Raw genomic sequence first — 20,694 nt, 5'->3', positions numbered from 1 at the left:
TTCAGCTGGTTACTCTTTCCTCAGCGAGAGAAACAGCAAATAGTCACCCGATGAAACAAATTAAACAATTTCCGGGTTATGGGTTATAGTCAGAAAAAATCATAAAACAAACGATGATTCGCTTGCCCCTGCGGGACTCATACATCCATGTCTTATAAGAACATTTTTTCGCGCTACTTTAGCACCCCAAAGCAGATAGTCACCTTCAGCCTGCTGATGGGACTGTTTGCCGCATTATTTGTGGGGGGGCTAACCAGCCTGGCGCTTCATTCCAAGCGTGAGTCCGCTTATAACCTTCTCGCTCGCGACATCAGCAACTACCTCGATACCTTTTTTAAAGAACTCCACACTACCGCCGACGGCATTCAACCTTTAACCATGAACGAATGCGAAAGAGTCAGCGGCGAGCTGACTTCCCGCGCGGCTTTTAATCCCAACGTACGGGCCTTTTTGCTGGTGCGTAACAGCATCGCCTACTGCTCTTCCGCCACCGGCGACATGGAACTGTCGATGGATGCCCTGGAGCCCGAGCTGAACATCAATAAACCTATCGACCTGGCTATCATGAACGGCACGCCGATGATGCCGGGCAGGCCGGTGATTGCCGCCTGGTTTTTGAATCCGCTGGCTTCAGGACGCGGTGTCTTCACTACGCTAAACGTCAACCTCACGCCGTACCTGGTCTTCACCTCGAGGCAGCAGGACATCAGTTCGATGGCGCTGGTGGTGGGAAACAAAGCGCTAACATCCTATTCCCCGGACGTTATTAACGTCGATGAACTCCCTCCCTCCCCCACAAGAATTTCTATCCTCAGCGGTTACCCTATTAAACTCTACATTTACGGCACTCCGTGGCCAGTAGAGGATATTCAGCTCGCGATCCTTGCCGGGTTACTGTCCGGCCTGCTTGGCACCGCACTGTGCGGTTATTTCCTTACGGTGAAGGTGCGGGCCGGCAAAGAAATTCTTACCGGCATTAAGCGCGGACAGTTCTTTGTTGTTTACCAGCCCGTTGTCGACTCTGAGGCGCTGCAGATGCGTGGCATAGAAGTGCTGATGCGCTGGGAGCACCCGACGGCGGGCATGATCCCTCCGGATGCGTTCATCGGCTTTGCCGAAGCCCAGCAGCTTATCGTGCCGCTGACTCGCCATCTGTTTGAGCTGATAGCCAAAGATGCGCCAGTACTGCAAAAAGTCTTACCGGCCGGTGCCAAAATTGGCGTTAATCTTGCGCCCAGCCATCTACACTCGCCAACGTTCAAACAGGACATTCAGGCATTTGCCGCTTCCATGCCGCCGCACCATTTCCAGCTGGTTTTCGAGATAACCGAACGCGACATGCTGAAAGAAAAAGAGGCGATGGGGATTTTCGCCTGGCTGCATGAGCAAGGGTTTGAAATTGCGGTTGATGATTTCGGCACCGGCCACAGCGCGCTGATTTACCTGGAACGGTTTACCCTGGATTACCTGAAAATCGACCGCGGCTTCGTCAACTCCATCGGCATGGAGACGGTGACGGCCCCGGTGCTGGACGCCGTGCTGACGCTAGCCCAGCGGCTGAACATGAATACGGTCGCGGAAGGCGTGGAAACGCCGGAGCAGGCAAAATGGCTTATTGAGCGTGGCTGTAACTTCCTGCAGGGCTATTACTTCAGCCGCCCGCTGACCCTAAGCCAGCTCGCCAGCTGGAACCCGTCCCACACGCTTTATGACGAACTGAAAGACTGACAGACATTGCACAATCTTCGCCGGCTAACTTATGATTAACCATCATGGGCTTACCGGGCGCAGGAGCGCGACGCCTGCGGTCTGCCATCCACCAGGCAAGGAATGAAGATGACGAGAGCTGTACGTGCACTGATGCTGCTTTGCCTGAGCACGTTTTCCCTGATGCCGTGCGCCGCAGAGATAAACGAAAGTTATGCCTTTGCCGTGCTGGGCGAACCTAAATACGCCGTCAACTTCACTCAGTTCGATTACGTTAATCCAGCGGCCCCGAAAGGCGGTAATATTACGCTTTCGGCCATTGGTACCTTTGACAACTTCAACCGCTTCGCCATGCGAGGTAACCCCGGCATCCGCACCGATGCGCTGTACGACACGCTGTTTACTACCTCCGATGATGAACCCGGCAGTTATTACCCGCTGATTGCCGAGATGGCCCGCTATCCGTCCAACTTTGCCTGGGCTGAAATCTCAATCAATCCCCGCGCCCGTTACCAGGACGGCAACCCGATTACCGCGCAGGACGTCGCGTTCACCTTCAATAAATTCATGACCGAAGGCGTGCCGCAGTTCCGGCTGATATACAAAGGGGCGACGGTACGAGCGATTGCTCCGCTGACCGTGCGCATCGAGCTTGCCACGCCGAGCAAAGACAGAATGCTGGGCCTGTTCTCACTGCCAGTATTCCCGGAAAAGTTCTGGAAAGATCACAAACTAAGCGACCCACTTTCTTCCCCTCCGCCTTCCAGCGGACCGTACAAAATCACCGACTGGAAGATGGGGCAGTACATCACCTGGTCGCGAGTCCGTGACTATTGGGCGGCAAATTTGCCAGTGAACCGGGGGCGTTGGAACTTTAATACCATCCGCTACGACTATTATCTTGATGATGACGTTGCCTTCGAGGCCTTCAAGGCCGGAGCTTTTGATTTTCGCAGCGAAGTTTCTGCCAAAAACTGGGCCACGCGCTATACAGGTAAAAACTTCAGCAACCACTTCATCGTTAAAGATGAACAGAAAAACGAATCCGCCCAGGACACCCGCTGGCTGGCGTTTAACATCCAGCGTCCCATTTTTAGCGACCGTCGGGTAAGGGAAGCTATCAGCCTGGCGTTTGATTTTGAATGGATGAACAAAGCGCTGTTTTATGGCGCCTATAGTCGGGCCAACAGCTACTTCCAGAATACCGAATACGCCGCACGCGGCTATCCGGACGCCGACGAACTGATGCTGCTGGCGCCGATGAAAAAAGATCTCCCGCCGGAGGTCTTCACCTCAATCTACAACCCGCCTAAATCAGACGGCCGTGGGTTTGACCGGGATAACCTGCTTAAGGCGCTCAGCCTGCTTAAAGAAGCGGGTTGGGAGTTAAAAGACCAGAAGCTGGTGAATGTGAGCACCGGCAAGCCATTTGTTTTTGAACTGCTGGCCGGTACGGCAGGCAATACGCAGTGGATCCTCCCTTTCCAGCGCAACTTGCAGCGCCTGGGCATTACCATGAACATCCGCCAGGTGGATAACTCGCAGCTCTCAAGCCGCCTGCGCAGCCGTGATTACGACATGATGCCTCGGGTTTACAGCGCGATGCCTTACCCGAGCCCGGATTTACAAATCATCTGGGCATCGGAGTACATCAATTCGAGCTATAACGCACCCGGCGTGCAAAGCCCGGTTATCGACAAGCTTATCGAGATGATTATCGCCAGCCAGGGCGATAAGAAAAAACTGCTGCCGCTGGGCCGTGCCCTTGACCGCGTGCTGACCTGGAACAACTACATGCTGCCGATGTGGTATACGTCAGCCGACCGTTTAGCCTGGTGGAATAAATTCTCCCGCCCGGCCATCCGCCCAATGTATAACAACGGCTTTGATAACTGGTGGTATGACGTAAACAAAGCGGCGAAGCTGCCTGCCGACCGGCGCCAGGGGGACTAACGTGGGCGCTTATATTCTCCGACGTCTGCTGCTCATCATTCCCACCCTGTGGGCGATAATCACCATTAACTTTTTCATCGTGCAAATCGCGCCAGGCGGGCCGGTAGATCAGGCTATTGCGGCCATACAGATGGGCCACAGCAGCGGCATGCCGGGCGTGAGTAACGATGCAATGGGCGGCAGCCATGCCCGAACCGGCGTGGGTGATGTCACCAGCAGCCAGTACCGGGGTGGCCGTGGACTCGACCCTGAAGTCATCGCAGAGATTGTGCATCGCTATGGGTTCGACAAGCCGCTGCACGAGCGTTATTTCACTATGCTGGGCGACTATTTACGCTTTGACTTTGGTAATAGCCTGTTCCGTAGCTCTTCGGTGATCAAGCTGATTAAAGACAGCCTGCCCGTATCCATTTCCATCGGGCTGTGGAGCACGCTGATCATCTATCTGGTGTCAATTCCGCTTGGGATCCGCAAGGCGGTGAGCAACGGCAGCAGCTTTGATATCTGGAGCAGCATTTTTATCATCATCGGCTATGCCATCCCGGCGTTTTTGTTTGCCATCCTGCTGATTGTGCTGTTTGCCGGCGGGACTTATCTCGACTGGTTCCCTCTGCGAGGGCTGACGTCGGCCAATTTTGACGCCCTGCCCTGGTACAGCAAAATCACCGATTATCTGTGGCACATCGCGCTACCGGTGCTGGCAACGGTTATCGGCGGCTTCGCCACGCTGACCATGCTGACGAAAAATTCCTTCCTCGATGAGATTCGTAAACAGTACGTGGTGACCGCGCGGGCTAAGGGGCTGGATGAGAAGAAAATTCTGTATCGCCACGTCTTTCGTAACGCGATGCTGCTGGTGATCGCTGGTTTCCCGGCAACGTTTATCAGCATGTTTTTCACCGGATCGCTGCTTATTGAAGTGATGTTCTCTCTTAACGGGCTGGGCCTGCTTGGCTACGAGGCGACGATTTCACGCGACTATCCGGTGATTTTCGGCACGCTGTATATTTTTAGCTTGATTGGCCTGCTGACCAACATCGTCAGCGATGTCACCTATACGCTGGTCGATCCCCGCATTGATTTTGAGGGCCGAGGATGAGCCGACTAAGCCCGGTAAACCAGGCGCGCTGGACGCGTTTTCGCCAGAACCGCCGTGGTTACTGGTCGCTGTGGATCTTTGCCCTTATCTTTATTTTGAGCATGGGTTCAGAGCTGGTCGCCAACGATCGTCCGCTGCTGGTGCATTACGAAGGCAAACTCTGGTTCCCGTCGATAAAAAACTACAGCGAAAGCGATTTTGGCGGCCCGCTTGCCACCCCCGCCGACTACCAGGACCCCTGGTTAACCGCGCGCCTGAGCGACAAAGGCTGGATCCTCTGGGCGCCGATACGCTTTAGCAGCAACACCATTAACTACGCCAGCAACGTGCCGTTCCCTTCGCCACCCAGCGCGCAAAACTGGCTCGGCACCGATGCCAACGGCAGCGACGTGCTGGCGAGAATACTTTACGGAACCCGCATTTCCGTGCTCTTCGGCCTGATGCTGACCTTTTTCTCCAGCATTATTGGCGTTCTGGCAGGCGCGGTGCAGGGCTATTACGGCGGGCGCGTCGACCTGTGGGGGCAACGCTTGATAGAAGTCTGGTCGGGGATGCCGACGCTATTTTTGATAATCATGCTGTCGAGCGTGGTGCAGCCTAACTTTTGGTGGCTGCTGGGCATCACCGTATTATTTGGCTGGATGGGGCTGGTCGGCGTCGTGCGGGCAGAGTTTTTGCGCACCCGCAATTTCGACTATATTCGCGCTGCGCGGGCGATGGGCGTCGGCGACTGGTCAATCATGACCCGCCATATGTTACCTAACGCCATGGTCGCCACCCTGACCTTCCTGCCCTTTATTCTGTGCGCTTCGATAACGACCCTGACCTCACTCGACTTCCTCGGTTTTGGTCTGCCGCTTGGCTCACCTTCGCTTGGCGAACTGGTACTGCAGGGGAAAAACAACCTGCAGGCACCGTGGTTGGGCATTTCCGCCTTTCTATCTCTGGCGATCTTGCTCTCCCTGTTAATTTTTATTGGCGAAGCGGTCCGTGACGCCTTTGATCCTTCTAAGGCGCGCTGACCATGACGACTCCGCTACTCGCCATCAACCATCTTTCTATTGCTTTTCAGCAAGGTAAAACGCTGCATCAGGTGGTGGACTCGGTTTCTCTTCAGGTTGAAGCAGGCGAGACGCTGGCGCTGGTCGGCGAGTCCGGGTCGGGGAAGAGCGTGACGGCGCTCTCCGTGCTGCGGCTGCTGCCGTCACCGCCCGTGGTTTATCCTTCGGGAGAGATTTTGTTTCACGGTACGGACCTGCTAAACGCGCCAGAAAGAGCGCTGCGCGGCGTGCGCGGCAACAAAATTGCGATGATTTTTCAGGAACCGATGGTGTCATTAAACCCGCTGCACACTATCGAAAAACAGCTTTATGAAGTGCTCTCTTTGCACCGGGGAATGCGGCCGGAGGCGGCGCGGGCGGAGATTCTTACCTGTCTCGATCGCGTGGGTATCCGCACCCCTGCGGCCCGGCTGAATGACTACCCTCACCTGCTGTCCGGCGGGGAACGCCAGCGCGTGATGATTGCCATGGCGCTGCTGACGCGACCTGAATTGCTGATTGCCGATGAGCCGACAACCGCGCTGGACGTTTCCGTTCAGGCGCAGATCCTGCAGCTGCTGCAAGAGCTGAAGCAGGAGCTGAACATGGGGCTGCTGTTTATCACGCATAACCTGAGCATTGTGAAAAAGCTGGCTGATAACGTGGCGGTCATGCGTCACGGTCAGTGCGTTGAACAGCAGCCTGCCGCCCGGCTATTTAACAACCCTCAGCATCCCTATACCCGGCAACTGCTGAACGCAGAGCCTTCAGGGGAGCCGGTGCCGCTTCAAACGGGCGTTGCTCCTTTGCTCAAGGTTGAGGATCTGCAGGTCGCTTTCCCCATTCGTCGGGGGCTGTTGAAAAGAACGGTGGGCCACCATTATGGCCTTAAAAAGCTGAGCTTCGAGCTGCGGCCCGGCGAAAGCCTGGGCCTGGTTGGCGAATCAGGTTCGGGTAAAAGCACCACCGGGCTGGCGCTGCTGCGATTAATTCATTCCACCGGCGCTATCTGGTTTGACGGCCAGCCTCTGCATGAGCTTAAGCGCAAACAGCTGCTGCCGCTGCGCCACCGCGTTCAGGTGGTTTTCCAGGACCCTAATTCTTCGCTGAACCCACGCCTCGACGTGTTGCAAATCGTTGAGGAAGGCCTGCGGGTGCATCATCCATCGCTAAACCCCGCCGAACGTGAGGCTAAAGTGATTCAGGCTCTGGAGGAAGTTGGCCTGCAGGCGGATATGCTGCACCGCTACCCGGCTGAGTTTTCCGGCGGCCAGCGTCAGCGCATCGCTATTGCCAGGGCTTTAATTTTGCAGCCGCAGCTTATCGTGCTGGATGAGCCGACGTCCTCGCTGGACCGCTCGGTTCAGGCGCAAATTCTGGCGCTGTTAAAATCACTGCAGGTAAAGCACCGGCTGGCGTATATCTTCATCAGCCATGATTTACATGTGGTCAAAGCGCTTTGCCACCAGATGGTAGTGCTGCATCAGGGGGAAGTTGTCGAACAGGGAGACTGCAGGCAGATCTTTAGCGCCCCGCAAAGCGACTACACGCGTCAGCTTCTGGCACTCGCCTGAGATCAGAAAGGGTTATTGCTGGAAAAAGGTTCGGCAATGGCCACGCCAACGTTTTTCAGGCGGCAGGTTGCTGCCAGCTCATCCTGAAGATTCACAAACAGGCACGGCTCGCCTTCGCACTCGACCACCGAACTGTCGACTTCAATATCGCTTAATGCCTGGCTAAGCGTATCCATGATCGGCCACGCTTTTTCCCCATCCGGGCTCAGCAGCTTGAGGCCAATCAGGCAATCGTCGTCTTGTGGGCCGTTTTGCGGAATCGGTTCAACTTTGGAGCCTGCAAAACCCGTCAACCAGCGATAGCTCTGCGGCAGGCGGTGCACGATGGACAGTTGTATGGTGTTCAATTTCATTTCCCCGGAAGTTCCAATCGGCAATATATCTCAAACAGTTTGCATAAAGGTTAACACAATGTTGATAAATTGCGTTTAAACGAGTACGAAACTGACTTACATCCACTGTAGTAATTTCATTACTAACGCTTTATTTTTGTGCTACAGCACGCGTTTCGGCGCTATATGTATCGCTTTCTGAGATCTAACTCAACCTTTTTAACTACAAAGTTGTGACTTTTTACAGTTGAGCGTTTTACATATGCGAAACATATATCCTGTATCGACGGACGTAATGGCGGAGTTTTAGCGAAGAACACGGGCGTTTCTGAACCGAAACACCCGCGCGTTTTCAGGCCTTTTTGTGGCGGGCTTTGCTGGCGTAAAAGTAGAACACCACCGAGGCTGTCGCACAGATAGCAATGGACCAGATCATCGGCCAGGCGGTGTTAAAGGTTGCCACCGAGAGTAAAGCCCCGGTTAGCGCGCCAATGCCAAAGCGGAAGGTGCCGGCCAACGAAGACGCAGTCCCGGCCATGTGCGGGAACTCGTCCAGAATCACCGCCATGGCGTTGGAGGAGACCAGCGACACGCAGCTGATAAATATCGCCACGCCAAGCACCATCGCCCAGAAGCCGAAGTCCAGCTGGCTGCTCACCACCAGCCATACCGCCATCGCAAACTGGATGCAAAGCCCGGTCCGAAACATGTTGATCGCCCCAACCCTGCGCACAAAGCGGCTGTTGATCATAGTCATGATGAACAGGAACACCACGTTCAGCGCAAAGTAGTAGCCAAAATGCTGGGGCGAAACGTGGTTGAGTTCGATGTAAACGAACGGCCCCGCGCTAAGAAACGAGAACATACCGGCGAAGCTGAAGCCGCTGGCCAGCATATAGCTGAGCACGCGCTTATGGCGGAACAGCGTGGCGAAATTCCCGACCGTAGTGCGCAGATTAAATTTCTGCCGCATCTCAGGGGCCAACGTTTCGTGAATAAAGAAGAAAATCATCGCTGAGGCCAGCAGCGCGGCGGCGGCCAGAATCCAGAAGATAACATGCCAGCTAAACCACACCAGCACCGCTCCCCCGACCATAGGCGCGACTAGCGGCGCAATGGTGGTTATCAGCATCACGAAGGACATCATCCGGGAGAACTCTTCTTTCGGATAGATATCGCGCATCAGGGCATTGATGACCACGCTCGCCGCCGCGGCCGCGAGGCCATGCAGAAAACGCATCCAAATCAGCTGTTCGATGGTCTGTGAAAGCGCGCAGGCGATAGCCGCGAGGGCAAAGATCAGCGTACCACCCAGCACCACTGGCTTACGCCCCAGGCTATCGGCCATCGGCCCATAGAAGATCTGCCCGATTGCAAAGCCCAGAATATAGGTACTGAGGGTCATTTGCGCGCTGCCCGCCGGCACATTAAAGCCCTGGGCAATCATCGGCAACGCCGGCAGATACATATCGATGGACAGCGGCATCAGCATCGCCAGCAGGCCAAGGATTACGATAATACCGACAGAAGAGTTCTGTTTACGGCTCAAAAGTCACTCCGGAGATTAGGGCATGCCGACGCTGGCAATTTCCTGTTCGGTTAACGGGCGGTACTCACCGGGGGCCAGTTCAGGATCCAGTGCGATTTCACCAATACGCTCGCGGTGCAGGCCAACAACGCGGTTGCCGACCGCCGCGAACATGCGTTTGACCTGGTGGTAGCGACCTTCGCTGATGGTCAGGCGCACTTCCGTGGGGGTAATCACTTCCAGCACGGCAGGTTTGGTGAGATCTTTCTCATTATGCAGCTGAACGCCTTTCGCGAAGTGTTCCGCCGTGCCCTCTTCTACCGGCGATTCCAGCGTCACAAGATAGGTTTTTTCGCAATGATGGCGCGGAGAAGTAATGCGGTGCGACCACTGGCCGTCGTCCGTCATCAGCACCAGACCGGTGGTGTCGATATCAAGGCGACCCGCAGCATGCAGCTTGTGCGCCACCGGCACGTCCAGGAAGTAAAGCACCGTCGGATGATCCGGGTCATCGGTCGAGCAAACGTAGCCCTGCGGCTTATTAAGCATGAAATAGCGTGGGCCATTTTGCTGGGTCAGCGGGTTGCCATCAAACGCCACCTGGTGTTCCGGCAGCAGTTTAAAAGAGGCGTCACGCACCACTTCATCGTCAATGGTGACGCGGCTAGCGCGGATTTCGCGGCCAGAGATAGCACGGCTGACGCCGAGCTGCTGAGAGATAAATTTATCGAGTCGCATTAGTGTATTGCCTGTTTCATGAAGGTGCCGACAAGCGAGATTGCGGCCGGGACTGAAGCCCAAATTCAGGTGAAAATTGGTTTGCCTGATAATTAGTTTGCCAGTATAGCGACATCAAAAACTCTCTCAAGGTAAAACCGTGCTTTATGGCATAATCGTTGCAGTCATTTGATAAGAAGGTTGAAAAACCACCCTGCCATGTCTTTTACTCTACGCCCCTATCAGCAAGAAGCGGTGGACGCCACCCTCAGCTACTTCCGTAAACATTCTGAACCCGCCGTTATCGTGCTGCCTACCGGCGCGGGCAAAAGCCTGGTGATAGCGGAGCTGGCAAGAGTGGCGCGTGGGCGCGTGTTGGTGCTTGCTCACGTAAAAGAGCTGGTGGCGCAAAACCACGCGAAATACGTCGCCCTTGGGCTGGAAGCAGACATTTTTGCCGCCGGCCTGCAGCGCAAAGAGAGTCAGGGAAAAGTGGTGTTTGGCAGCGTGCAGTCCGTGGCCCGCAATCTTGAGCATTTTCACGGCGAGTTTTCCCTACTGATTGTCGATGAATGCCACCGTATCGGCGACAGCGACGAAAGTCAGTATCAGCAAATCCTCACGCATCTGCGCGGCAACAACCCCAGGCTACGGCTATTGGGGCTGACCGCGACGCCTTACCGTCTCGGCAAAGGCTGGATTTATCAATTTCACTATCACGGCATGGTTCGCGGCGATGAAAAAGCGCTGTTCCGCGACTGCATTTACGAGCTGCCGCTGCGCTATATGATTAAGCATGGCTACCTGACGCCGCCGGAAAGGCTGGATATGCCGGTGGTGCAATACGACTTTAGCCGCCTGCAGGCGCAGTCCAACGGGCTGTTCAGCGAAGCCGACCTGAACCGTGAGCTTAAGCAGCAAAAACGCATCACCCCCCACATCATCAGCCAGATAGTTGAGTTTGCCGCCGAGCGCCGTGGCGTGATGATTTTCGCCGCCACGGTAGAGCACGCCAAAGAGATTACCGCCCTGTTGCCCACCACCGACGCAGCCTTGATTACCGCCGATACGCCCGGCCCGGCGCGCGATACGCTTATCGAAGCTTTTAAAAATCAGCAGTTCCGCTTTCTGGTGAACGTGGCGGTACTGACCACCGGTTTTGATGCGCCGCACGTGGACCTGATAGCCATCCTGCGTCCTACCGAGTCAGTTAGCCTTTACCAACAAATCGTTGGTCGCGGCCTGCGCCTGTCGCCCGGTAAAAAAGACTGCCTGATCCTCGACTACGCCGGCAACCCGCATGACTTATTTACCCCGGAAGTGGGCCATGCCAAAGGAAAAAGCGACAACGTACCGGTGCAGGTCTTTTGCCCGTCCTGCGGTTTTGCCAATACGTTCTGGGGAAAAACCACCGCAGACGGTACGGTAACTGAACACTTTGGCCGCCGCTGCCAGGGCTGGTTTGAAGACGACGACGGCCTGCGAGAGCAGTGCGACTATCGGTTTCGCTTCAAAAACTGCCCCAACTGCAATGCGGAAAATGATATTGCCGCCCGCCGCTGCCATCAGTGCGATCACGTGCTGGTCGACCCGGACGATATGCTCAAAGCCGCCCTGAAGCTAAAGGATGCGCTGGTGCTACGCTGCAGCGGCATGACGCTACAGCACGGCGGCGACGCTCATGGAGACTGGCTGAAAATCACCTATTACGATGAAGACGGAGCAGACGTTAGCGAGCGCTTCCGTCTCCAGACACCCGCTCAACGTATGGCGTTTGAACAACTGTTTATCCGCCCACACTCACGCGCGCCCGGCGTGCCGTTACGTTGGATAAACGCCGCAGACGTTGTAGCCCAGCAGGCGCTGCTGCGCCATCCTGATTTCGTGGTTGCCCGCATGAAGGGGCAATTCTGGAACGTTCGAGAGAAGGTTTTCGACTACCAGGGACGCTTCCGCCGGGCCAATGAATTGCGCGGTTAAGCGGTACTTTTCATTGCCGACAGGGTCAGATATGGCTATAATGCCGCCCGCTTTTGCATCCGCAAAGCAGAAAACTTTACCTGCTGCTGGGTCGCCTGTAGCAGGCTTATTTAAAGAGAAACATTCAATGTTTACTATCAATGCAGTAGAACGTAAAGAGCAGGGCAAGGGTGCGAGCCGCCGCCTGCGTGCAGCAAACAAATTCCCAGCTATCGTTTATGGTGGCGCGGAAGCTCCTGTATCCATCGAACTGGATCACGACTCCGTAATGAACCAGCAGGCTAAACCTGGTTTCTACGAAGAAGTTCTGACCCTGTCTATCGACGGCAAAGAAGTAAAAGTGAAAGTTCAGGCTGTTCAGCGTCACCCGTTCAAGCCAAAACTGACTCACATCGACTTCGTTCGCGCTTAATCGCGAGTTAAGTTCGAAAAAAACCCCGCTTCGGCGGGGTTTTTTGTTATATAAGCATTCCCGACGCCACGCCTGGCACTGAGAGATAACTTCCATGGTTGAAAAAACCCCCGCAGGTGCATCGCTGACACCCGCCGTAGAAACGGATATCCAGGCTATCAGGACGATACAAAGCTACCACGCCCATATCTATTTCGAGACGCCTCAGCAGAGGGCGACCGCGGAAAGGATTCGGCAAGAAATTGCGCAGCGTTTTTCCGTGCTGCTCGGGCGCTGGCACGACGAGCCCGTTGGCCCTCACGCCCTGCCGATGTACCAGGTCGCTTTTATGCCCGATGAATTTGTGCGCCTGGCGCCGTGGCTGATGCTCAACCGCAGCGGACTAACCGTGCTGCTGCACCCTAATACCGGGCACCCCAAAGCCGACCATACCGCTCACGCAGTCTGGATGGGGGAAAAGCTGGAGATTCGAAATTTGCACCGCCTGCCCGAAAGCGAAGGTCCGGAGCCAGAATACATCCCAAATACTTGCCCTACGGTCGCATCGTAGGCTTAAGCAATGGGTACTTGATACGGCCCGCCGGTAATATGCGGGCCGTTTTGACGGGTTATTTCCCGGAAGTGCGGCGCTGGAGCTGGTCGCGCAGGTTCGGCGGCGTCCCTTTGATAGTCAGGGTATCCGTCGCCGGATCCCAGAAAATACGCTCGCCCAGCAGCATGGCATCGAAGCTAATCGTCAGCCCGCCGCCGCTACCGGCATATTTAGTCAGCTGACGCAGAGTTCCGCGATCGGCCGGGAAGCTCTCTTCCAGTTCGTAGCCCTTGTCGGCGGTAAACTGTTGGAAGTTCTTGTCGTCAACCGCCCACGGCAGCTCATCGGCCAATGAAGAGAGTTCAATCTCTTCTCCCGCCTGAAGCTGTTCGTTGCAGTAGGCATAAACCTGCTGCCGCGCGGCCTGGCGCTCGTTTTTGTCCAACTGGGCTTCATTGGTGAAGTCGTCCAGCGCCTGCAGCAGACCTTTGTTCTGCGCCTTTGCGTTCAGGCCTTCGCTGGCGCCCAGGAAGTCCATAAAGAAATCGGCCACTTTGCGCCCCACTCTGCCCTTCAGGAAGGTCAGATAGCGGGTAGACTCCGGGTTGGTTTCCCATTCAGTCAAATCAATACGCGCGACGATGTCCGCGTGGTTGATGTCCAGGTAGTGGGTCGCGCTAATATCCAGCTCTTCGTTAACGCGCATGCTGCTCAGATTGTTCAGCACCGCCACCAGCAAATATTCCACCGCCAGATAACGATAGTGGCAAAACAGCACAATGCCGCCGTCGGCAAACGGGTATTTTGCCAGTTCATCGCGAAGGCGACCGGTCGCCGCACGGGTAAAGGCAAGAAAATCCTCATCGCCTTTACGCTGTAAACGCAGCGCTTCGGCCAGCTCGCTCTCTTCGCTGAACAGGCCGTAAGCTTTATTTTTGGCGCTGTACACGCGGTGCAGCTCCGCCATCATATCTTCGACGGCACCGTCGGTTGCCAGCAGCGAATCGCGAAGCACGACGTCCAGCGTCTGCTCATCGCGCTTAATCAGTTGATGCAGGGCAATCTGGTTGATATCCAGACTCATGTTAAACTCTCCTTTAAGACCGGGCGGTATTCAACCACCGCCGCTACCGGGACGCAAGTCGTGATAAAAAAGCGGAAAAATCGTCCCTGCTACGGTAAGATAATGCCCTTTCCCGAATACGAATGATTTTTAATTTATGCCACAAACATCCCGCTACAGTGACGAACAAGTTGAAGCGATGCTGACCGAACTGGCCGGCGTGCTGGAAAAACACCACGCGCCTACCGATCTTTCCCTGATGGTTTTGGGAAATATGGTCACCAATCTGATAAACACCAGCGTGGCGTCCGCTCAGCGTCGTCCTTTGGCTCGCTCCTTTGCCGAGGCGCTTCAAGCTTCGGTGAGCGAAGATAAAGCCCACTAAGGAACTATCGTAACAAGTTATGGTGACTAACCGTCAGCGCTACCGCGAAAAAGTTTCCCAGATGGTCAGTTGGGGACACTGGTTCGCCCTGTTTAATATCCTGCTGGCCATGCTGCTGGGTAGCCGCTATCTGTTTATTGCCGACTGGCCAACGACGCTGACGGGGCGAGTTTATTCGTACCTTAGCGTCGTTGGGCACTTTAGTTTTTTGGTGTTTGCTGCCTATTTACTGCTGATTTTTCCGCTGACGTTTATCGTGATGTCGCAGCGCCTGCTGCGCTTTATCAGCGCTGCCTTAGCCACGGCGGGCATGACGCTATTGCTGATAGACAGCGAAGTTTTCACGCGCTTCCACCTTCACCTTAATCCCACCGTCTGGGATCTGGTGATTAACCCTGACCAGGGGGAGATGGCCCGCGACTGGCAGCTGATGTTCATCAGCGCACCGGTGATTTTGCTTATTGAGATGCTATTTGCGACGTGGAGCTGGCAGAAGCTGCGCAGCCTCGGCCGTCGCCGTAAATACGTGCGTCCTTTAGTGATTCTGTTCTTTATCTCTTTCTTTAGCAGCCACCTGATGTACATCTGGGCGGATGCTAACTTTTATCGCCCGATAACCATGCAGCGGGCGAATCTGCCGCTTTCTTACCCGATGACGGCACGCCGCTTCCTTGAAAAACACGGCCTGCTTGATGCGCAAGAGTACCAGCGTCGTCTGGTTGAGCAAGGCAGCCCGGAAGCGCTTTCGGTGCAGTATCCGCTGAGTAACCTGCAGTTCCGCGATATGGGTATCGGCAACAATGTTCTGCTGATTACCGTGGACGGCCTGAACGCAGACAGCGTGAGCAAAGATATGCCAGCGCTGAGCGAATTCGCCGCCGGCAATATCCGCTTTACCCAGCACATGAGCTCCGGGAATAGTACCGACAGCGGTATCTTCGGCCTGTTCTACGGCATTTCACCGGCTTATATGGACGGCGTGCTATCAAAACGTACCCCTGCCGCGCTGATTACCGGCTTAAACCAGCAGGGCTACCAGCTTGGCCTTTTTGCCTCCGACGGCTTTAACTCGGCAATGTACCGCCAGGCCCTGCTCTCCGACTTCTCGCTACGTCCGGCTAAAAACCAGGGCGACAGCCAGACGGCAACACAGTGGATTAACTGGCTCAATCAGTATGCCTCTGACGATAACCGCTGGTTCTCATGGGTGGCCTTTAACGGCACCAGCATTGACGACAACGGCAACCAGCAGGGCTTTGAGCGGCGCTATTCCCGCGCGGCCGGCAACGTAGATGAACAGATTAAACGCGTGCTGGATGCGCTTCAGGCGGCGGGTAAACTGCAAAATACCGTGGTGATCGTTACCGCAGGACACGGTGTCCCGCTTGGCGCACAGCGCGATGCTTTTGCCTGGTCACGGGCTCATATTCAGGTACCGCTGGTGATCCACTGGCCGGGTACGCCAGCACAGACCATCACCAAGCTCACCGATCATCAGGATGTCATGACAACGCTGATGCAGCGTCTGCTGCACGTTAAAACGCCGGCAAATGAATATTCACAGGGTGAAGATCTGTTTACCGCCACCCGTCGCAATAACTGGGTGATTGGGGCCGACAACGAAACCCTGGCCGTGACCACGCCGGAAATGACGCTGGTGCTTAGCAATAACGGCAACTACAGGATGTACGATCTGCAGGGCAAGAGAATCGAAGAGACCAAGCCTCAGCTTGATCTGCTGCTGCAGGTGCTGACCGACGAGAAGCGTTTCATCGCCAACTAATTGTTTATTTATAAGACAGTTAGCCGTAACCGTCCTTGCAATCAACGCGAAAAAATGTAGTATTATTCTTCTGCGTCGGCACGTAGCGCAGCCTGGTAGCGCACCGTCATGGGGTGTCGGGGGTCGGAGGTTCAAATCCTCTCGTGCCGACCAAAATTTTAAAACCAGCCCTCAGTGGCTGGTTTTTTTGTACCTGAAATCTTCCATCTGCCGTGCAAATAAAGTACAGCCACTTCCGTCAGGGGCGGATTTTTGACATATTACGCCATTAGGGAAAAGCCCTACAGGCAAAGAAATAGGCTAATTCGAAATGGAACATGTTGTTAAGTATATTGTGAGTAATGAGTATCTCTCCCTGGCTGAAGGTGAAGAGGCACATGATGTTGTCTATAGCATCGACAAGAATTTTTTATTAGGTGCCGCCGTTTCTGCCGTATCAGTGCTCATTAATAGCAGTAAGAAATTCAACTTCCATTTTTTCACTGATTTTATCAGCAACGATCATCTCGAAAAATTTAACGCGCTGGCGCAAAAATTCCAGACAAATATTTATATTTATCTGATCGACAAAACATCCTTCTCAGATTTCCCCGTACGGGCCAAATGGACCGTCGCGACCTACTATCGCTTTATTGCGTTTAACTCTCTGTCATCGACTAAGAAAACCGTTCTTTATCTTGATGCCGACGTGATGTGCAAAGCTAGTCCTGACGCTCTCCTGGATCTCAAATTAGGGGAAAAGTATGCCGCCGTGGTCCCGGATCTGGGGTTAGTACAGCAGACGTGCGAGGAGCGACTGGGTTTGCCGGGAATAGAAGGTAATTATTTTAATGCCGGGGTGATTTACCTGAATCTCGAACAGTGGAAGCTGAACAATTTTACCGAAAAAGCGCTGGCGATGATTGGGGATAAAACGACGGAATACAGCTTCCTCGATCAGGACGTGCTGAATATTCTTTTCCATAAAAACAGCCTGTTGCTGCCGGGAAAATATAATCAGATTTATGACGCCGCCCATCACTTTGGTCTCAAAACGTCACATCTGCATAGCGAAACTATTACCGATGAGACGGTCTTTATCCACTACACCAGCAGCTCAAAACCCTGGTTACAATGGATGCGTTACCCGTCGTCGGTCTATTTTGATATTGCCTACGAGCAATCGCCCTGGAAAGGCTTGCCGCTGCAGGATGCCCATACAACCACCCTGTTAAAACTGCGTTCTAAGCACGAATACCGCCAGAAGAAATACCTCTCCAGTCTTATTTCACAAATTAGGTATATCGTGAAAAAATCCGGACTGAAGAAATAAAAACCGCTACGCCCTGAACGCCATTCAGGGCGTTATATCGGATTACAGCAGGAACAACGTTGCCAGGCCGAGGAAGATAAAGAATCCGCCGGTGTCGGTTATCGCCGTGATCATTACGCTTGAGCCGACGGCGGGATCTTTGCCCAGTTTGGTCATCGTCATCGGAATCACCACGCCCATCAGCGCCGCAACCAAAAGATTCAGGATCATCGCCAGCGTCATGACGCCGCCCATCGCTGCGTCGTTATACAACAGCCAGGTAATCGTTCCCATCACGCCGCCCCAGACCAGGCCGTTGATCAACGCCACGCCAAGCTCGCGCAACATCAGGAATGAGATATTGCCGGCCTGAATATGCTGTAGCGCTAACGCGCGCACGATCATGGTAATAGTCTGGTTACCGGTGTTGCCGCCGATCCCGGCCACAATCGGCATCAGAGACGCCAGGGCCACCAGTTGAGAAATGGTATGTTCAAAGAGCCCGATCACACGCGAAGCCACAAACGCAGTACAAAGGTTAATGGCAAGCCACGCCCATCGGGTGCGAACGGCTTTGCTCACCGGCGCAAAGACGTCCTCTTCCGTGCTCAGGCCACCCATGCGGCGCAAATCGCTGTCGGTTTCCTCGTACACCACGTCAACAATCTCATCGACCGTTAAGCGGCCCATCAGCTTGCCGGCGCTATCGATAACCGCGGCGCTGATTAAGTCGTCACGCTCAAAGGTACGTGCGGCTTTTTCATCGTGATCTTCCGGAGCAAAACAGGTGGGATTGTCGTCCATCACTTTAAACACCGGCGTTTGCGGCGCATGCAGCAAAATCGCGGTGAGGTCCAGCTCCCCCAACAGCGTTTTGTCCCGGCTGGTGACAAACAGTTTATCGGTGTTCTGCGGGACTTTACCGCGAAGTCGAAGATAGCGCTGCACCACGGCAAGCGTGACGTCAGGACGCACGGTGATCACTTCAAAGTCCATGATCGCACCGACGCTGTGCTTGTCATAATGCAGGATCTGGCGAACCTGGGTGCGCTCATTCTGCGGCATCGTCGCCAGCAGGCGCCCGACCAGATCGCGAGGAAGGTATTGCGCCAGATAGATCTGATCGTCAATATCCAGCGGGCGTAGCGCGTTAAGCAACGCTTTATCGCTCATATCCTCAATCAGATCGTCCCAGACGGTTTCTGCCGCTTCGACCAGTACGCTACCGCGCCGCTCTTCGGTAATCAGGCTCCACAGCGCTAAACGCTCTTCCGTGGGCAATGCTTCCAGGACATCGGCGAGATCCGGCGCGGGCAGCCGCCCTACCAGCGTCACTATCTCGGCGATATCCTGTTCAGCACTTTGCGTTTCAGCGAGCGGCTCTTTGGCCAGAATGCCGCTGGCAACGGCCTTATTCGTCAGCAAGATTTGCAGGATGCGCGCCCGATCCTGGTCGCGCTCTTTGGTGCTGTACTTCTGAATGGCTGTCATAAATAAACTGTTCCCTTGAAACGACGAGTTAGTTTATAGCGCGGGAAGATGAAGAAAACAAAAAACCAGCCTTAATAGACTGGTTTTTTTTACTTTGTTTAGAAAACGCTGACCTAATGGCCCGTTCTTGCTACGGCATCGCGTGACGCCTGCTCCCGCTCATGGCCGGTAAGTTCGCTAAGCTTACCCTGGCGCATTTCCAGCAGGCGGTCGGCATGGATGAAGTAATTATCGTCATGGCTGATGGCAAACACCGTTTTCCCCATTTGCTGCATCAGCGGCAGCAGCACCTGGTAGAACTCCCGGCGGAAATGAGGATCCTGGTCTGCGGCCCATTCGTCCAGCAGAATAATATCGCGTTCCTCCGCCAGCGCCAGCAGCAGCGCCACGCGCTTGCGCTGACCTTTCGACAGCTTGAGGTTAAGAATGGTGCCGTTTTCCAGCTCCAGCTTGCTGCTCATCTTCAGCCGCTCAAGCCAGCTGGCCACCAGCTCAGGGTTAGCCTGCTTACCCTGTGGTCCAAGAAGCCTGTCGAACAGCCAGACGTCGGTAAAGACTGCCGAGAATAGCTTGCGGTAGTCGTCCTGCGTTTCGGCCTCAACTCTTTTTCCATCAAGGTAAATAGCCCCGCTCACCGGCTGATAAAGTCCGGTAAGCAGCATCGCAAGGGTAGATTTTCCGCTGCCGTTGCCGCCAATCAGGAACAGCAGCTCTCCGCGCTTAATGGTGAGATTAAGCGGGCCTACGCCGAAGCTATTGTCACCGTACTGGAATACCACATCGCGCATTTCAAGCTGTTGCCAGTTCCCAGCTTCTTTCGAACGGGGGAACCGGGCATCGTAAGGCGCGAGCTGGAACTTGTTCAGCTTGTTAAAGGCAACCTGGGCGCTTAATAGCGTCGGTAAGGCTCCCACGGCAGAAAGGAGTGGCGTGCGCAGGAATAACAACGTTAAAGAGAAAGTGGCTGCTACGTTGGTATCGGACCAGCCCAGGCTGTTAGCCATATAAAACACCAGGCCAATTGCGCCCAGCATCATAATATTTGACCAGTTTACAGCGCTCAGGTGGTAGGTATCCGCCCGGATAATGTTGTTTCGATAATCGGCAGCATGAGGCGTGTAGGTATCCTGGTAAATCCGTTCCGCTCGCTCGCGGTTCAACGCCAGCTCTTTGCGCCCTTCGATGACGGTTTGGTAGTCGTTATAGAGCTTATCTTCGATCTCCCGAAGCTGGGCCATATGTTTGTATACCCGCGCCACCAGCAAATAGCCACCGACAATGGTTATCACCAGCCACACGGTGGTGACGCCCAGCATTTTCGGCGAGAGCCAGGCCAGATAGGCCGCAGAGCCGATAGCCAGAATAATGCCCTGCACCAGCTCCGGCAGGCGCACAAAAGCGATGGTGATGTTGCGAATATCGCTGGTTAACCCCGCCAACAGCGCCGCGCTGCCAAGCTGTTCGACCCGCTCAACGTCGGTATCCATCAGGCGCTTAATAAACTCGCTACGCAGGCGAAAAACAAAATGGTGACCGAGGGTAGTTAATGCCAGCTGGGAGCCCAGCGTCACGGCCATCAGCAATAAAAGCAGGCCCAAAAATTCCGGCAACACCGCGAGGGTGATATCTGGCGTTTCAATCAGCCGCTGATTAATAAAGGCAATCAGGCCGATGCCCAGCGCGGCGCTTGCCAGGCTTAACGCCATGACCATCATAAAAGGCCAGCGATACTGGCGATAAACCACACGAAGTAGCTCCATTATTCCCTACCTGCAAAATAAAACAGCGAGCAGTTTAAACGGCTCGC

The 20,694-nt window shown here is 54.7% G+C and carries 17 protein-coding genes and 1 tRNA gene; 12 read left to right on the top strand and 6 right to left on the bottom strand.

From position 1 onward, the window contains the following. The first annotated feature begins 147 nt into the window (after window positions 1-147). The 5 genes from JT31_RS19420 (at window position 148) to yejF (ending at window position 7,373) form a co-directional block, all read left to right on the top strand. A complete protein-coding gene (locus JT31_RS19420) occupies window positions 148-1,728 on the top strand; it encodes a cyclic di-GMP phosphodiesterase (RefSeq protein ID WP_038481021.1) in 1,581 nt (526 codons plus the stop codon). Between the two features lie 132 nt (window positions 1,729-1,860). Continuing rightward, on the top strand, window positions 1,861-3,660 hold the full coding sequence (locus JT31_RS19415; protein ID WP_144244106.1) for an extracellular solute-binding protein: 1,800 nt from the start codon (window positions 1,861-1,863) through the stop codon (window positions 3,658-3,660). A gap of 1 nt (window position 3,661) precedes the next feature. Continuing rightward, window positions 3,662-4,759 carry a microcin C ABC transporter permease YejB gene (locus JT31_RS19410; protein WP_038481016.1) on the top strand — a complete coding sequence of 366 codons (1,098 nt, stop codon included), beginning with the start codon at window positions 3,662-3,664 and terminating at the stop codon, window positions 4,757-4,759. Next, a complete protein-coding gene (locus tag JT31_RS19405) occupies window positions 4,756-5,781 on the top strand; it encodes a microcin C ABC transporter permease (protein WP_038481013.1) in 1,026 nt (341 codons plus the stop codon). Before JT31_RS19410 ends, JT31_RS19405 begins: the two co-directional genes overlap by 4 nt. Before the next feature lie 2 nt (window positions 5,782-5,783). Further along, window positions 5,784-7,373, top strand: a complete 1,590-nt coding sequence (yejF, locus tag JT31_RS19400) for a microcin C ABC transporter ATP-binding protein YejF (RefSeq protein ID WP_038481010.1) — start codon at window positions 5,784-5,786, stop codon at window positions 7,371-7,373. 2 nt (window positions 7,374-7,375) lie between these two features. Here yejF and JT31_RS19395 read toward each other — a convergent pair whose 3' ends face one another. The 3 genes from JT31_RS19395 to rsuA all read right to left on the bottom strand — a co-directional run bounded on the left by JT31_RS19395 (window position 7,376) and on the right by rsuA (window position 9,971). After that, the gene (locus JT31_RS19395; RefSeq protein ID WP_038483335.1) at window positions 7,376-7,720 is read right to left on the bottom strand and encodes a YejG family protein; all 345 of its coding nucleotides are present in this window, start codon (window positions 7,718-7,720) and stop codon (window positions 7,376-7,378) included. Window positions 7,721-8,057: 337 nt separating this feature from the next. Next, window positions 8,058-9,254 carry a Bcr/CflA family multidrug efflux MFS transporter gene (locus tag JT31_RS19390; protein ID WP_038481007.1) on the bottom strand — a complete coding sequence of 399 codons (1,197 nt, stop codon included), beginning with the start codon at window positions 9,252-9,254 and terminating at the stop codon, window positions 8,058-8,060. A 15-nt stretch (window positions 9,255-9,269) separates the two neighbouring features. Beyond that, window positions 9,270-9,971: a 16S rRNA pseudouridine(516) synthase RsuA gene (gene rsuA, locus JT31_RS19385; RefSeq protein WP_038481004.1), complete on the bottom strand. Its 702-nt coding sequence runs from the start codon at window positions 9,969-9,971 to the stop codon at window positions 9,270-9,272. A 198-nt stretch (window positions 9,972-10,169) separates the two neighbouring features. Between rsuA and JT31_RS19380 the strand changes: the two genes are divergently transcribed. The 3 genes from JT31_RS19380 to JT31_RS19370 all read left to right on the top strand — a co-directional run bounded on the left by JT31_RS19380 (window position 10,170) and on the right by JT31_RS19370 (window position 12,892). Next, window positions 10,170-11,930 (top strand): DEAD/DEAH box helicase, encoded by a 1,761-nt coding sequence (locus JT31_RS19380; RefSeq protein WP_038481001.1) that lies wholly within the window; start codon window positions 10,170-10,172, stop codon window positions 11,928-11,930. Between the two features lie 127 nt (window positions 11,931-12,057). Continuing rightward, window positions 12,058-12,342 (top strand): 50S ribosomal protein L25, encoded by a 285-nt coding sequence (gene rplY / locus JT31_RS19375; protein WP_038480998.1) that lies wholly within the window; start codon window positions 12,058-12,060, stop codon window positions 12,340-12,342. A gap of 94 nt (window positions 12,343-12,436) precedes the next feature. Then, a complete protein-coding gene (locus tag JT31_RS19370; RefSeq protein ID WP_052049027.1) occupies window positions 12,437-12,892 on the top strand; it encodes a DOPA 4,5-dioxygenase family protein in 456 nt (151 codons plus the stop codon). Between the two features lie 58 nt (window positions 12,893-12,950). Here JT31_RS19370 and yejK read toward each other — a convergent pair whose 3' ends face one another. Continuing rightward, complete coding sequence (gene yejK / locus JT31_RS19365; protein ID WP_038480995.1) at window positions 12,951-13,958, bottom strand: nucleoid-associated protein YejK; 1,008 nt, start codon at window positions 13,956-13,958, stop codon at window positions 12,951-12,953. 136 nt (window positions 13,959-14,094) lie between these two features. Here yejK and JT31_RS19360 point away from each other — a divergent pair, with 136 nt between their 5' ends. The 4 genes from JT31_RS19360 (at window position 14,095) to JT31_RS19345 (ending at window position 17,417) form a co-directional block, all read left to right on the top strand. Beyond that, on the top strand, window positions 14,095-14,322 hold the full coding sequence (locus JT31_RS19360) for a YejL family protein (protein WP_016537389.1): 228 nt from the start codon (window positions 14,095-14,097) through the stop codon (window positions 14,320-14,322). A 19-nt stretch (window positions 14,323-14,341) separates the two neighbouring features. Further along, window positions 14,342-16,105, top strand: a complete 1,764-nt coding sequence (yejM, locus tag JT31_RS19355) for an LPS biosynthesis-modulating metalloenzyme YejM (protein WP_038480992.1) — start codon at window positions 14,342-14,344, stop codon at window positions 16,103-16,105. Window positions 16,106-16,181: 76 nt separating this feature from the next. After that, a tRNA-Pro gene (locus JT31_RS19350) sits at window positions 16,182-16,258 on the top strand. 157 nt (window positions 16,259-16,415) lie between these two features. Beyond that, window positions 16,416-17,417 carry a glycosyltransferase family 8 protein gene (locus tag JT31_RS19345; RefSeq protein ID WP_052049026.1) on the top strand — a complete coding sequence of 334 codons (1,002 nt, stop codon included), beginning with the start codon at window positions 16,416-16,418 and terminating at the stop codon, window positions 17,415-17,417. 42 nt (window positions 17,418-17,459) lie between these two features. Here JT31_RS19345 and mgtE read toward each other — a convergent pair whose 3' ends face one another. After that, the gene (gene mgtE / locus JT31_RS19340; protein ID WP_038480989.1) at window positions 17,460-18,887 is read right to left on the bottom strand and encodes a magnesium transporter; all 1,428 of its coding nucleotides are present in this window, start codon (window positions 18,885-18,887) and stop codon (window positions 17,460-17,462) included. A 113-nt stretch (window positions 18,888-19,000) separates the two neighbouring features. Continuing rightward, entirely contained in the window at window positions 19,001-20,647 is a 1,647-nt protein-coding gene (locus JT31_RS19335; protein WP_038480986.1) for a multidrug ABC transporter permease/ATP-binding protein, read from the bottom strand. Window positions 20,648-20,694: the final 47 nt, after the last annotated feature.

This window comes from Cedecea neteri, assembly GCF_000757825.1.
In the GTDB taxonomy this organism is placed as follows: Bacteria; Pseudomonadota; Gammaproteobacteria; order Enterobacterales; family Enterobacteriaceae; genus Cedecea; species Cedecea selenatireducens.
This window is presented reverse-complemented; position numbering and strand designations above follow the sequence as displayed.